This window comes from uncultured Fibrobacter sp. (genome assembly GCF_937877005.1).
In the GTDB taxonomy this organism is placed as follows: domain Bacteria; phylum Fibrobacterota; class Fibrobacteria; order Fibrobacterales; family Fibrobacteraceae; genus Fibrobacter.
Map to the genome: position 1 here is coordinate 1 of NZ_CALEFV010000298.1, position 13159 is coordinate 13159.

The window sequence follows — 13159 nt, forward strand, 5'->3', positions numbered from 1 at the left end:
TGGCTGCCCAGGCGCTTCACATCAAGCGCATTGCAACTCCGGTGAGTTGCAACACGTCGCTCGAAAAATCCAACAGCTTCGAGAAAATCTGTCGCACACGCATCGGCAGCCCCTACGTGATTGCCGGCATGGAAAGCCTGATGGACAGCGCCGACAAGAACGCCTCCGTAGCTGGCTACGAGGCAAACGGCGGATTCCTGCTGCAGACCGACCTCACCCGCGAATTTGCCGACGGCACCCGTACGCTCAAGGCACTCCCGACCCGCGATGCACTCCTCCCGATGCTTGCCGTGATGGTACGCGTCCGCGAAGAACGCATGTGCGTCGTGGACCTGCTCAAGAAACTCCCGAAGCGTTTCACGCTCAGCGACCGTCTCAAGGAATTCCCGACCGAGACCTCGAAGGCGAAACTTGCCGAAATCCGCGAAAAGAAACTCGGCGAAAAGCTGTTCGGCTCGCTCACTGCGAAACCAAGCCGCTTCAAGCCCAAGGACGGCTCCGCCCCCAAGCCCTTCCATGGCAAGGTGGTCTCCATCGACGAGACCGACGGATATCGCATGGAATTCGATTCCGGCGACATCGTCCACCTGCGTCCCAGCGGAAACGCCCCCGAATTTCGCTGCTATGTGGAGACCGAGGACAAGGTACGCTCCGCCGAACTTCTCGAAGCCTGCATCAAAATCATGGAAGGCTGGCGTAAGTAACGCCTAATTTTGTATCTTGTCGTATATGTTTAGAAGATTCCTCGCCGTAGCACTTTCCACCGCATCCCTAGCACTTGCCGGGGAGCACTGGAACGTCGATGCGGGTGGAGTCTCGATGAAGTATCTCTCGATGCAGATCTCGGCACGCAACGCGGCCCTTTCCGGCGCAGGCGTCGCCGACGCTACCCGCGCCTCCGAAATTTCGCGCAACCCGCTCGCCATGAGCTTCGTGCAGGAAGCCGAAGCGGGCGTGAACCACATGATATTCCCCGAATACACCGCCGACGACTTCACGGCGACCTACTTCGCGCTGCCATTCAGTTTCCTAGATTTCCCGCTCACATTCTCGCTGGGCGCCGAATTCCTGGGCTACGATGGCATCGAAGGCCGCGACGAGGAAGGCTTCAAGACATCGGAATACGGTGCCTATGCCTGGACTCTCGAAATGGGACTCGGTAGCCGCGGCAAGGTGTTCAACTGGGGCGCCACGGCGCGCTTCAGCCAGCAGACGATCGACGACCAGTCCGCTATCGCCATCCTCGGCGACATCGGCGGATCGTATCGCGTGAACGAATACCTCGCCTTCGCTACGACCCTCACGAACTTCGGCTACATGGGCGACTACGACGGCGAAAAGGAAACTGCCCCCATGGCCGTACAGGCGGGCCTCACAGGAATCGTCCCCATCGCAAAGCTTTTCGGGCTGCAGAGTCTCTGGAACCTGCACCTGTCCGCCGACGCCTATCGCCGCGCCGACATGGAAGACCCCGAATGGCGTTTCGGCGGCGAAATCGACTACATGGAAACGCTCGCCCTGCGCATCGGCTACGCGGCTCGCCCCGACACCGAAGACGGAGTGAGCGCAGGTATCGGCCTCACCTTCGGCATGATCGTCTTCGACTACGCCTACAGTCCGAAAAAGGCCTTCGATGGCGGCTACCATTACCTGACGCTGGGACTGAAGTTCTAGCTGCAGTGTTTCTTGATCTGATAGTTCAGGCACCCCCTGCTAATTCCGAGCTTCTGCGCAGTGAGACTCCTGTTGCCCTCGTTCCGCGCAAGTTCCAAACAAATTAAGTTCCATTCGGGCGATACCGTATAGCGTCTCTCCCTTTCGCAGACCTCACCGGAATAGCCGCGCGCACGCCCGGCCGACTCGCAAAATTCGTCTTCCAGGACCTCGGCAAGATTCACGCCGTAGGGCCGCAGCAGCGAGAAACGCTGAAGTACGTTCTTTAGCTGCCGCACGTTCCCGGGCCACCGCTTTTTCGACAGCTGCACCATTTCCCGATCCGTAAGGGGGCCCAGGCCGCCGGCGTTCTGCACGATATCTTCCCACAGGTCAGCGGCAAGCTTCTCGAAATCATCGCGTTCGCGCAGCGGCGGAATTCTCACCGGAAAGACATTCAGGCGAAAGTAGAGGTCCTCGCGAAAACGCCCCGAGCACACCTCCTCGCGCAAGTCGCGGTTCGTGGCGCATACGAGTCTAAAATCGACGGGAACAGCCTCGCTTCCGCCTAGCGGCATCACGGTGCGTTCCTGCAAAATCCGCAGAAGCTTGCACTGCGTTTCGAGCGGCATCTCGCCAATTTCGTCGAGAAACAGCGTGCCGTGTTCCGCCGAGCGCACGATCCCGGGGCGCGCCTCGTTGGCACCGGTAAAGGCGCCCCTGCAATGCCCCTCGAGCACGCTCTCGGCAAGTCCCTTCGCAATCGCACCGCAGTTCAGCGCAACAAAAGGCCCGCCCGCCCTGCCGCCATGCGAGTGGATAAAGCGGGCGGCCACCTCCTTGCCGGAACCGGATTCGCCAAGCAGAAGCACCGAGACATCGGAGCCGGCCGCAATGCGTAGCATGGTTTCGTGTCTGTTCATGTGGTCTCCTACGCTATATACGCAATAACAGACCCGATGTGAACCGGGCCGCGACGAATTTTACGCCACGGCCCGTTTTTTTACAGAATTAAACGAACTATTTCGAAATGACGGCAATGCTTTCGAGACACGCCCTGTACTCTTCCGAGTTGTCTTTACTGTAGCTGTACGCCCAGACATATTCGTTTCCGTCATCATCCGTCATCTCGTAATCCAGATCGAGATAATCCTTGTTTTCCGCCTTGCACAGTTCCGCAGTCACTCCGCGCTTCACGTAGTCAAGCCGACAAGAGGTATCGCCCTGTTTCACGGTAATCGAAATATCGAGGTCAAGGTCTCCCCCCTCGCTAAAGCGGGGTTCATCCCTTTCTACCGTGGCGGTATAGGTCTTTCCGCCAAGAGTGAAGGTCTGGCTAGTCTTGGAAATCTTGTCGATCGTGATGTCGGCATTGTTCAGCACCTGCATCCAATAGCTAGATCCGACTGCATCGTAAATATCCGGGGCAAACACCTCGGCATCACCGCCCAGCAGCATGTCGTAGAGGTATACCATGAAATAGGTGCGCATGTATCCGTCGGGGTTTTCCTCAAGAAACTTATCTGGATGATAGCTGAAGACCGCGTCGACCGTTTCCTCGCCGAAATTCATGACATGCGTCATGTAATGCGACTCTTCGTCACAGAGTACTTCATTTTCTTCACGGTCGTATTCGCAGAACGTATTTCCCCAGGTTCCGCGAATCTTTCCATTGGTCCCGCCCACGTACATTTCGGCATAGCGGCCAGCCCTGCCATTATAGAGATTATAGAACAGCAGCGTATCGCCGCGGAACGCATACACCATGGTATCAGCGGATGCGAACGCCTTGACCTTTTTCCAGATGTATTCACCATCGCTTACGACACACTGGTTTTCGTACTGGACATCCGCAGCAAGGATCACCATGTTCCGCGATTCATTCAAAACGAACGAGCCGGATACCGTATAGCTCAGGCCATCATCCGCAATAGGATCTTGTTTTGCAGAACTTGAAGATCCGGCATCATCGGAAGAATTCAAGGAATCAGAGGATTCGATCGATTCTCCGTCAGCACCGGAGGAATTTTCTCCGCTGCACGCGACCACCCAGAAAGCGGTCAACGCCAAAGTCACAAGCAATCCTCTTTTCATCGAGCACTCCCTTTTTTACCCAAACAATATACGAAATCCATGTCAAGAAAGGGACTTAATTTTCGACAAGCTTCTGCATTTTCTTGAGATGTTTCTGCAAACGATCCTTGCGGGCGGAATCCTTCTCGACAGCCTTCTTGTATAGGAACGGGGCTACTACATGATCCTCGTAACCGAGCATCTGGCACACGCAATGTACGAATTCGTCAGTATTCGTCGCCCTGTAGCGGTACGCCCATTCATACTCATTGCCATCGTCATCATAATCTTCTTCAAAGCGAAGATTATCCACATTTTCAGCCTTGCACATGGCCTTGGTCGGATTCCTTTTTTCATAGTCCAGATTGCAGGTGGTGCTTCCGTCCGTCAGGCTGATGGAAATCTCGACTTCCTCGTCCGCGTACTCATCCAGATTCATGTCGATCTTATCCAGAGAAACCGTAAGGGTCTTGCCGTTCTGCCTGAAGGTCTGACTTTTCTCGGAACTTTCGACGATCTCGATACCAAATTCCTCTATGCCGGTCTGCAGGTTGCCTTCTTCATATTCATCGAAATCATATATCTGATCCGCATAGATCTCGCCGTATCCATAGCCAAATTGAATCAGCTGATACAAATCCAGCATGAAATCGGAATTCATGTAACCCTTGGCCTCGATGTCCTCGAGATACAGATCGTAATTATATTCGTAATTTGCGGAAATTTCTCTTTCGGAGAAATTTATGGTATACTTTACATAGCGGGCCTCTTTCTCGTAACATTCCGTTACGCCCTCGCCCCTGGAATGTTCGCAGGAAATACCGTTCCAGGTACCGTAAAGCTTTCCTGGAGTTCCGCCCAAATACATCTCGCCGTAATTATCCAGTTCTCCGTCCTCAAACCCATAAAGAACCAGCGTGTCACCCAGGAACTCGTACTTCATCTTCACCAGTCTTTCGTCGTTCAACTTGACATTCTTCCAGATTATCGAACTATCAGGTTCACGGACACATTTGTCCTGATATGATTCGGGTTCCGTTACGACGAGCATCTGCTGCGCCTCGTCCACGGAAAGAGCAGCCCTCTGCGTCATGACAACGTTACCCGTATCGGAAGAACTGTCGTCACCACAGGCCACCATCATCAGGGCCGAAGCTGCGGAAACAGCCAAAAGAAACTTCTTCATATTATCTCCTTTTTAAAATCCACGGGAAGAATATAAAAAATTCCCCGCCGACCGGGGAATCCTTTAAATTAATTCGTTCGTAATTTATCTTCCGGAAAGCTTCTGCAACCTTTCGTACACCTTCCGGATGCGCTTCTTTGCATCAACATTCTGCCGGGCCATCTTCTTGTACATGGCTCCATAGGGCGACGAGGCGATATCCCTAAGGCAATCGACGAATTCGTCCATGTTAGACTTCGTATAGTACGAAATTTCCACATAGTCTTCTTCGCCTTCCATTCCATAGTATTCGCCGTAATCGTCGTAGTCATCGTAGTAGTCGTTTTCAAGGAGGTCATAATCTATATCCAGGAACTCCCTATTTTCCTCCTTGCAAAGGCCCTTGTCTACCTCCTTCTTCATCTCGGTCAGTTCGCAGGTAATTTCCCCATGCGTCACCGTCACGCTGACATCGTAACCGCCCTGGATATCGGCCGTAGTTCCCTGGACGCTCGCCTCGATGTTATCCAGCAGCTCGACCTTGTTCAGCTTTACGGTATACGGTTCGCCGCCCATCGTAAAGGTCTGGCTCATGTCCGTCTGCTCGCTCACAGTAATCATTTCCTCCCGGAAATCCTGCACGTAGCTTTGCGCATCCATGAATAGCCCCGAAAGGTCGGGTTCCACGGAAATCCCGCTCAGGTTCAGGTACAGCATGTACATAAAATAGCTGTCCATGTAATTTGCCGTTTTCTCGACATGCTCGGTAAACCCGTCCGTATCGACACGGGCGTTCACGCTCACCTTCCCCGGCGAAAAATGGTAAGCGCCGGCCAAATAGCTACCCATCGCCTCGTCGCACACCGTCTCGTCGGACTTCGTGTCATAAAGGCAGCCCGTATAGGTCCAGTCCCCGTAGACATCCCCGGACTTGCCACCCACGTACAGCTCCGCATCCTTGATGCATCCTTCCGTGCAGTCGGTAAGCAGTAACGTATCGCCATGGAACTGATAAGCGTAGCTATAGTAAATGGGCCCCGAAGAGACATTACGCCAGTTGATGGTCTTGTCATCGAGCACGCACATCTCCATGGTCAACCCTTCCAGGACCATCGTCAGCCTCTGCATTTCCTCGTCCACCGAGAGAGTGCCGTTCATGACGATATCGCCATTGTTGACACCCGTGGTGCCGCCACCGTCGTCGCTGCAGGCCGCCATGAACAGGGGCAGTGCCGCTACCGATGCAAGTAATGCTTTTTTCATCTAAAAACCTCCTGATAGTATCTATTTAATGAATATAATCAAAAAAAACGGAGCGGGAACAAATTTTCGCCCCCTGCCAGCCATTGCCGCACCCTCCCTATTTTTCTATAATTGCGCCCGCGCGGCGGTAAAATGCCGTCGCAGACATAGACACAATAACCAAGTGGCTGGCCAGATGGGTAGGCTTGGGCACGACGACCGTGAGGAAAGCGGTTGCGCTCGAAGCCGAGAGGTTTGGTGGCCCAAAAGGAAAAAATGAGTCAAAGAATCGTATGTAAGTTCGGCGGCAGCTCTGTCGCCGATGCCGGCCAGTTCAAGAAGATCAAGGCCATCGTTGAATCCGACAAGAACCGCAAGGTCATCGTCGTTTCCGCCCCCGGCAAGCGCAATCCTAAGGAAACCAAGCTTACCGACCTCCTCTACAGCACCTACGACCTCGCCTCCAAGGGCCTCGACTTTTCGACCCCGTGGAACCTGATCCGTCAGCGCTACGACGAAATCTGCAACGATCTCGGCCTGGGTGACAAGCTCACCGAAGACCTCGACAGCCTCGAAGACAAGCTCAAGAACCACCCCGAATCCGTCAGCACCGACTTCCTCGTGAGCCGTGGCGAATTCCTGTGCGCACGCCTCATGGCCAAGTACCTGGGCGCGAACTTCGTCGACACCTTCCCGCTGATCACCTTCGACGACAAGTACCGCATTACGCCAAAGACCTACGAAGACATCGCGAAGACCTTGTCTGACGAAAACCAGCTTTATGTGCTGCCGGGATTCTACGGCAGCAACCTCCGTGGCGAAGTCAAGACCTTCAGCCGTGGCGGTTCCGACATCACGGGCGCTATCCTTGCCAACGGCATCGATGCCGCCAAGTACGAAAACTGGACCGACGTTTCGGGCATGCTCATGGCTGACCCGCGCATCGTCGAAAATCCGCTGCCGATCGAATACGTGAGCTACCGCGAAATCCGCGAACTCGCCTACTCCGGCGCCAGCGTGCTCCACGATGAATCCATCGCTCCGTGCCGCGCGAAGAAGATTCCTATCAACATCCGCAACACGAACCGCCCGCAGGATCCGGGTACCATCATCGGCCCCACTCCGGAAGAAGCAAAGCTCCCGATTACGGGCGTTGCCGGCCGTAAGGGCTTCTCGATGATCTACATCGAAAAGTCCATGATGAACAAGGAAGTCGGTTTCGGTCGCCGCGTGCTCGCCGTGCTCGAAAGCGAAGGCCTCTCCTACGAACTGTGCCCGAGCGCCATCGACTCCATGAGCATCGTGGTGGATAGCAAGGCTCTCGACGCCGTGCAGGACGTGGTTCTCGAAGACATCACGCAGCAGATGCGCCCCGACCGTATCAAGGTGTTCCCGGGTATCGCACTCATCGCTACCGTGGGTCATGGCATGACGAACAAGATCGGTGTGGCTGCAAAGCTCTTCACCGCTCTCGCCGACAACAAGGTGAACGTCCGCATTATTGACCAGGGTTCTTCGCAGATCAACATCATCACCGGTGTTGACGAAGCCGACACCGAGAAGGCCATCAAGGCCATCTACGGCGCATTTGTGAAATAATCCGCAATTGAGAAAAGAAAAACGACCCGGGTTTCATCCGGGCCGTTTTCTATTTTTTACGCATGCTCAAGAATTACATCTTCGACCTGGGCGGAGTCATTCTGGACATTCGGATGCAGAACGCATTCGAGCGTTTTGCCGCTTTGGGGCTGCCTGCCGTCGAACTTGAAAAGGGCGGAGCAACTACTCAGCTGATGGAAGACTACCAGCTCGGTTTCGTGGACACGCAAAGCTTCTGCGAACAGATTGCAGGCAAATGCAATGCAGGGACTACTCCGCACGATATCGAAAAGGCGTGGAACTCCATCTGCCTTAACATCGCCGAACGCAAGCTGAATGCGCTCCGCCGCCTGTGCCAAAGAAAAGACATCACCGTTTCGCTTTTGAGCAATACCAACGAACTGCACTGGGAATATTGCTGCAAGAACTGGTTCAGCGCAAACGGCAACCATCTTGAAGATTTTTTTGACCACATCTTTCTGAGCCAGGAACTCCACCTGCAAAAACCCGACCCGAAAATTTTTGAAGCGGCGATTCGCACATTGAACGCCAATCCCGGCGAAACCATCTTCATCGACGACAGCGCCGACAATACCGCCGCCGCGGCAGCCTGCGGTCTGCAGACCCTTCACATCACTCCCGGTGTGGACTGGGTAAAAAATTTGTTCATTCCAATAGGTGCGTGATGTCAAGGATCCTTTTCTCTATACTCGCCATTCTGTCTTTGGCTGTCCTTCTCGAAGCCTGCTCCGAGTCGTTCACCGACTCCCGCGACGGGCAGAGCTACGATATCGTGAAAATCGGCGAACTCACCTGGATGGCCGAGAACCTGAATTACGAAGCTGAAGGGAGCGCATGTCCCGAAGGCGACAGACGAAACTGCTCCAAGTACGGGCGGCTCTACACCTGGGAAGAAGCAAAACACATTTGCCCCGAGGATTGGCGACTCCCCGACAGTGCAGATTTTGAACAACTTATCGAAAATGCCGGCGGCACAGAAGTCGCGGGTTTTGCACTCAAGTCCACCAGCGGTTGGTTTAAGAAAGGCAATGGTTCTGATGACTTCGGCTTTGACGCACGCCCTGCAGGTTACCGCCTAGCAGGTCGCGATGACAGCGGCACAACTTCGGGCGGCAAGTTCGACGGCATCGGCGGCTATGCCCACTTCTGGAGCGCCTCGGAAACCCCCGACGGGCTCGCCCACTACCTACTGCTCGATTTCAGCACCAAGGCCGCCAAACTCAGCGCCTTCGGCAAAGACGAAGCGCGGTCGGTTAGGTGCGTGAAGTAAATTATTATTCGAGAAGCATTAAAGTTCGCGAATTTCTTCTTCGGAAAGCTTGGTCGTTTCCTTTATAATGGAAATATCGACACCCTTATCGCGCAGGTTCTTCGCGATTTCGCGGGCTTTTTTAAGGCCACCGCTGTATTCCCAGCTGGCCTGCTCAACATCTCTCATCATCGTGCTAATCATATATCTAGCACTAAAATTACACAATTTTACTTCATTTTGCAAGACCTTGAACACGGGATCCGCAGCAAATTCGCTAAAATCAGCTTCACGATTAAGCGTGTCGATGGCACGTAGCCACTGCGCAATGCGACTATTGTCGTTCGCAAACACATCTTTCTGCCTAAGGAACTTGTTCACTTCGATGAGCGTAACAGTCTGACGCTCAAAAAACACCCGCTGTTCCTGATTGCGCAACTGCACCTTGTGACGATAATTCGGGGATTCCTTGAAAGCATCAAAAAACTGGAAACTGACCACATGCAAATTTTCCAGGCGAGTAAACTTTCCAACCTTTTCCATGCCGCTCGTAAGGCGAGCCACATAAAGAACCAAACGGTCATTGAACAGAGAATCGTTATTTTCATGCTGAACATCAATGGAAATACGGTCACGCGGAATTCCTTCGCCACGATCATTGCTCAACAACAAGTCTGGTTCAACACTGCGGTACCCTAATTCGCCTGGAATATAGGGGTTTACAAGCTTCGGGTTCTCGATGCGGTCCGAACCCACAAGATTCAGCGCCGCATTCAGCAAATCCGTCGTAAGCATCAAGTTCTTCTCGCTTGCAAGAATTTTCTTGATGCATCCATCATTGTAGAAATAAACATTCCGATTCTCGTATTCCTTGACAACTGCATCAAGGTCAAGTCCGCTGTTATCTGCATTTTTCAGATTCCGCTGAAAAACGACAAATTCTTCTCTAGTCATTTAATCCTTTTTAACAATCCGTCGTGGGATATTCCACAAAGAGATAGCGAAAATGTCCCTATCTTTAGGTATACACGCTTTTTTTGACTTTTTGGCACCTTTTTTAGATGTAAAATTTTCAAGATTCCTATACGGAAGCCGCCATGGGCATTGTCGCCATGAAGTACGCTTTCAATAAAGACAACTTGCTTGCAATCCTGCCGAAATTCAAGGGCGCGCTGCAGAAGATGCCATACAACAAGGCGACTTGCATTATTTCCAAAGTGAAGTTATATTTAGAGGAGTATGTAGATGGCAACCTCATCAAGGAGCTGGACATGGCTTTCAAGAGCATAGGACAGAAATACGGGTTCGTAAGTGCCGGCGATGTCCGCCGCAAGATGGTGGCAGACGCCATTGCCGACACGGAGCATAAAGCCCTTGAAGAAAAACTAAACACGGCGAGAGGACTCCTGCAAGACGGAGTTTCAATGGAAATCCTGACGCGGCGATTCAACCTTACCGAAGAAGCAATTCTCGGAAAGTAGACTTCAAAACTTACAAAATGTCACAACGGCTCCCGATGGGGAGCCGTTTGCGATATTAACCTGTCCGGAGCTTTATCCACTTGCGAAACCACTCGGGTTCGGAATCTACGCCATCGGCAAGAACCTTGAGCCGTCGCTTTCCGAGGCGTTTGTCCAAAAGGGCTAGCAGGCGAATGAAGTAATTCTCGTTGGTAAAGGATTCCTCAAACGAAAGCTCGTTCAAGAACCTGTGAACAAGAACATCACATTATCGGAACTGTCATCGGACGCAGGGACATTCCCGAACTTCTTGATTATCTCATTCTTGTCAACCTGCGAACAAACACACAATACATCTGAACGATACAGCTCAACATAGTATTGCGGATTTGTAGAAAACCAGACTTCGTCATCCACCAAAGTGGAGAACACATTCATTTCGGTGAACCAAAGCCTGTTTTCCTTGTCCCTATTTGTCCTATAGACATCGTAGTGAAATTTCACACGATCTTTAAGCACGTCGCAAAGCCGCGATTCCAATACTTGTCTAGTCTTGCTCCACATGGGGATCCATAGTTTCCTTTAGAACTTTTTTATAAACGGTTACACGCAAAGGAACGACCGCCCCCGTTTGAACAATCGCTGTCAAGCGGTGCTGTCCGTTCCAAAGTCGCCCCGTATCAAAAACCTCTATACCGGGAAACGGTCGCCATTCCCCGCTCTTGATTTTTCTGCAAAGCAAGTCTACCTTCTCGCAGGAAATTCTACGATTGTGCGGGTTATATGAAAGCCACCACGACGCCATCTCTGGCGTCACGGCGACAATATCGCGTGATACTCTCCTAAGGCTACACTTTACTTTATTTTCAATTTCTTGCGCCATTTTTCTTCGGCGGTCTTGGTCAAGCAATCATTTTTCATGTCGCTGCAAGGGACCGGGTAATATACATAGCCATTCTCGTCTTTTTCACTGTGGTCAAAATCGGATAGACTTTTAATTTTGTTCCCTTTTTTATCGAGGAGGAAAACATCGTCTGAATCGCCTGAGTAACGAAGATAGTCGGAATACTCAATGTCACCACCCCAATCTTCTATTTCGTAAACACTTCTAAAATAAGAGGGTATTTTATAAGCTTTATCTGCACAACAATCTAATTCGGAACCCGTTTCCAGTATTTTCTTTACAGGAACTATTAGGAAGTCATTGGCATAAACAAGAACACGCGATGTGTCGATTTCGCAGTTGTTCCCATATTCGTCAACATGGTTGACAAAAGCGCAATCTCGCGGATCCCATTCTTCATCGGTTAATTCTCTATACCGCTCTGCGGTTTCGTTAAAATCTATGCAGTGCCAGAATTTTCCGTCTTTTGCTTTGCCCCTGCCGATTCCCAAATCGGCTACGTCTTCGGCTTCCCAATATATATCGAATTCAAGACCGTCTGCGGCCATCTTTTCAAATATTTTGATAGGCAGATTCCAGGCTGTTTGAAAATTTAGGTCTCCACACAAAATGTCGCGCAAGGCAAGTCCGTCTCCGTAATCCATGGCATCGGTTTTAGTACCCCAATTTTCTATACGCCACTCGTACCAGTCCTCGTTACTGCTGTTCTTTTTCGCCGTCGATTTTTTCTTCACAGAAGCGGTTTTCTTGGCTGGAGATTTGGCGGCCTTTTCTTTTTCGTAATCAGGTTCGGGGATAACGAGTGACAGCGAAAAATCGCCATTGCCTTCGCCATACAGCTTGATGAACTTTTCAATATTCTTCTTGTCCATCGTGATAGTAGTTGTTACTGACATCATAAAATAATCCTCCAAACAAAACTATATTAACATGTTCTTGATGTAACCGGGTGTATATTCCCCACCAAAAAAAACTTCTTTCTCCTTATACCATTTAGGGATTTTGCCCATTTTTTCTAGAGCAGAATCCTTGAAGGCATCCTCCATGTCCGTCTCATCGGACACCTTCCACTTGTTTAGGTCTCCAGTGAACTGAGATCCAGAAAACATGCCCCACATATTGGTCACCTTGGATACATTCCATTTACTGATATCACCGGCGAATTGTGAAAGATCCTCATCAGAAAACAAATCACTCATATCTGTAATTTTAGATACATCGATGAAATTCAAGTCACAATTTGTACCATTCTGTTTTATGGCTGCTAAATTTTTTTTCCTTAAATCATCTTTATTTTTTTTGCAACAACCATTTTTTGTTCAGTGGTCTTTTTAACTACAGTCGCCTTTGGGGATTCTTCAGCTTTTTGAGGTTTAGAGTACTTCTTATAGGCATTTTTCTTAAGGTGATATTTCCCTTCGTCGTCTTCAACCAAGTCATCTTCAGGGAATGCACAATAGTTTTTGAACTTGGAATGATCAAAGTCCTTCAATACTTTTAGGGGCTTGTCGTTTTTGTCGAAAAGAGGAATTTGATTGCCATTCCCGTCATCAAGAAAAAGATAGTCGTTGCCGTAAGCCGATTCATTGAACTTGAACCCTTTTTTCAGAACGAGAGCCTTGAGGTAAGGAGGATTCTTGTAAATGGTAGATTGCCAATAGCCAACACCCTCATCATCTTCGTCTATCATATCTGCTACAGGCAAAATCTTAAAGTCAACATTGTCGCCAAGAACCTGGACAGTCGGATAGTTATACATTTCTATTAGGCATTCCTGTCCATATTCATCCGTA

General features: G+C 50.9%; 15 protein-coding genes and 1 pseudogene. 6 read left to right on the forward strand and 10 right to left on the reverse strand.

Annotation, left to right across the window (positions count from 1 at the left end; genetic code table 11):
* A pseudogene (locus Q0628_RS13315) lies at nucleotides 1-704 on the forward strand (phosphomannomutase); the annotation flags it as partial.
* Nucleotides 705-729: 25 nt separating this feature from the next.
* Nucleotides 730-1674 (forward strand): PorV/PorQ family protein, encoded by a 945-nt coding sequence (locus tag Q0628_RS13320; RefSeq protein ID WP_298771751.1) that lies wholly within the window; start codon nucleotides 730-732, stop codon nucleotides 1672-1674.
* Here the strand turns inward: Q0628_RS13320 and Q0628_RS13325 are convergent.
* The 4 genes from Q0628_RS13325 to Q0628_RS13340 all read right to left on the reverse strand — a co-directional run bounded on the left by Q0628_RS13325 (nucleotide 1671) and on the right by Q0628_RS13340 (nucleotide 6154).
* Nucleotides 1671-2576, reverse strand: coding sequence for a sigma-54 dependent transcriptional regulator (locus tag Q0628_RS13325; protein WP_298771752.1), 906 nt, complete (start codon nucleotides 2574-2576; stop codon nucleotides 1671-1673). The two genes, Q0628_RS13320 and Q0628_RS13325, sit on opposite strands and share 4 nt — an antisense overlap.
* 97 nt (nucleotides 2577-2673) lie before the next feature.
* On the reverse strand, nucleotides 2674-3747 hold the full coding sequence (locus tag Q0628_RS13330; RefSeq protein ID WP_298771754.1) for a hypothetical protein: 1074 nt from the start codon (nucleotides 3745-3747) through the stop codon (nucleotides 2674-2676).
* A gap of 55 nt (nucleotides 3748-3802) precedes the next feature.
* Complete coding sequence (locus Q0628_RS13335; protein WP_298771756.1) at nucleotides 3803-4912, reverse strand: hypothetical protein; 1110 nt, start codon at nucleotides 4910-4912, stop codon at nucleotides 3803-3805.
* An 84-nt stretch (nucleotides 4913-4996) separates the two neighbouring features.
* On the reverse strand, nucleotides 4997-6154 hold the full coding sequence (locus Q0628_RS13340; RefSeq protein WP_298771758.1) for a hypothetical protein: 1158 nt from the start codon (nucleotides 6152-6154) through the stop codon (nucleotides 4997-4999).
* 255 nt (nucleotides 6155-6409) lie between these two features.
* Here Q0628_RS13340 and Q0628_RS13345 point away from each other — a divergent pair, with 255 nt between their 5' ends.
* The 3 genes from Q0628_RS13345 to Q0628_RS13355 all read left to right on the forward strand — a co-directional run bounded on the left by Q0628_RS13345 (nucleotide 6410) and on the right by Q0628_RS13355 (nucleotide 9023).
* Nucleotides 6410-7732, forward strand: a complete 1323-nt coding sequence (locus Q0628_RS13345; RefSeq protein WP_173338273.1) for an aspartate kinase — start codon at nucleotides 6410-6412, stop codon at nucleotides 7730-7732.
* 62 nt (nucleotides 7733-7794) lie between these two features.
* Nucleotides 7795-8418: an HAD family phosphatase gene (locus tag Q0628_RS13350; RefSeq protein ID WP_298771764.1), complete on the forward strand. Its 624-nt coding sequence runs from the start codon at nucleotides 7795-7797 to the stop codon at nucleotides 8416-8418.
* Complete coding sequence (locus Q0628_RS13355; protein WP_298771766.1) at nucleotides 8418-9023, forward strand: fibrobacter succinogenes major paralogous domain-containing protein; 606 nt, start codon at nucleotides 8418-8420, stop codon at nucleotides 9021-9023. Before Q0628_RS13350 ends, Q0628_RS13355 begins: the two co-directional genes overlap by 1 nt.
* Before the next feature lie 18 nt (nucleotides 9024-9041).
* On the opposite strand, the gene Q0628_RS13360 is transcribed toward Q0628_RS13355, so the two are convergent.
* Nucleotides 9042-9956: a PD-(D/E)XK nuclease family transposase gene (locus Q0628_RS13360; protein ID WP_298771768.1), complete on the reverse strand. Its 915-nt coding sequence runs from the start codon at nucleotides 9954-9956 to the stop codon at nucleotides 9042-9044.
* Between the two features lie 143 nt (nucleotides 9957-10099).
* Between Q0628_RS13360 and Q0628_RS13365 the strand changes: the two genes are divergently transcribed.
* Nucleotides 10100-10483, forward strand: a complete 384-nt coding sequence (locus tag Q0628_RS13365) for a hypothetical protein (RefSeq protein WP_298771770.1) — start codon at nucleotides 10100-10102, stop codon at nucleotides 10481-10483.
* 55 nt (nucleotides 10484-10538) lie between these two features.
* Here Q0628_RS13365 and Q0628_RS13370 read toward each other — a convergent pair whose 3' ends face one another.
* From Q0628_RS13370 to Q0628_RS13390, 5 genes are all read right to left on the reverse strand, one after another.
* Nucleotides 10539-10706 (reverse strand): hypothetical protein, encoded by a 168-nt coding sequence (locus Q0628_RS13370; protein ID WP_298771772.1) that lies wholly within the window; start codon nucleotides 10704-10706, stop codon nucleotides 10539-10541.
* Nucleotides 10703-10966 carry a hypothetical protein gene (locus tag Q0628_RS13375; RefSeq protein WP_298771774.1) on the reverse strand — a complete coding sequence of 88 codons (264 nt, stop codon included), beginning with the start codon at nucleotides 10964-10966 and terminating at the stop codon, nucleotides 10703-10705. Before Q0628_RS13375 ends, Q0628_RS13370 begins: the two co-directional genes overlap by 4 nt.
* A 351-nt stretch (nucleotides 10967-11317) precedes the next feature.
* A complete protein-coding gene (locus tag Q0628_RS13380; RefSeq protein WP_298771778.1) occupies nucleotides 11318-12280 on the reverse strand; it encodes a hypothetical protein in 963 nt (320 codons plus the stop codon).
* A gap of 6 nt (nucleotides 12281-12286) precedes the next feature.
* Nucleotides 12287-12598, reverse strand: a complete 312-nt coding sequence (locus Q0628_RS13385) for a BspA family leucine-rich repeat surface protein (RefSeq protein WP_298771780.1) — start codon at nucleotides 12596-12598, stop codon at nucleotides 12287-12289.
* Between the two features lie 47 nt (nucleotides 12599-12645).
* On the reverse strand, nucleotides 12646-13159 hold a 514-nt coding region (locus Q0628_RS13390; RefSeq protein WP_298771782.1), incomplete at its 5' end, for a hypothetical protein.

What these genes read in the sequence shown, in the direction of transcription:
- Q0628_RS13335 (WP_298771756.1), bottom strand. Translation starts at nt 4,912, where the DNA reads ATGAAGAAGTTTCTTTTGGCTGTTTCCGCAGCTTCGGCCCTGATGATG.
- Q0628_RS13345 (WP_173338273.1), top strand. Translation starts at nt 6,410, where the DNA reads ATGAGTCAAAGAATCGTATGTAAGTTCGGCGGCAGCTCTGTCGCCGAT.
- Q0628_RS13365 (WP_298771770.1), top strand. Translation starts at nt 10,100, where the DNA reads ATGGGCATTGTCGCCATGAAGTACGCTTTCAATAAAGACAACTTGCTT.
- Q0628_RS13330 (WP_298771754.1), bottom strand. Translation starts at nt 3,747, where the DNA reads ATGAAAAGAGGATTGCTTGTGACTTTGGCGTTGACCGCTTTCTGGGTG.
- Q0628_RS13325 (WP_298771752.1), bottom strand. Translation starts at nt 2,576, where the DNA reads ATGAACAGACACGAAACCATGCTACGCATTGCGGCCGGCTCCGATGTC.
- Q0628_RS13320 (WP_298771751.1), top strand. Translation starts at nt 730, where the DNA reads ATGTTTAGAAGATTCCTCGCCGTAGCACTTTCCACCGCATCCCTAGCA.
- Q0628_RS13350 (WP_298771764.1), top strand. Translation starts at nt 7,795, where the DNA reads ATGCTCAAGAATTACATCTTCGACCTGGGCGGAGTCATTCTGGACATT.
- Q0628_RS13355 (WP_298771766.1), top strand. Translation starts at nt 8,418, where the DNA reads ATGTCAAGGATCCTTTTCTCTATACTCGCCATTCTGTCTTTGGCTGTC.
- Q0628_RS13340 (WP_298771758.1), bottom strand. Translation starts at nt 6,154, where the DNA reads ATGAAAAAAGCATTACTTGCATCGGTAGCGGCACTGCCCCTGTTCATG.
- Q0628_RS13360 (WP_298771768.1), bottom strand. Translation starts at nt 9,956, where the DNA reads ATGACTAGAGAAGAATTTGTCGTTTTTCAGCGGAATCTGAAAAATGCA.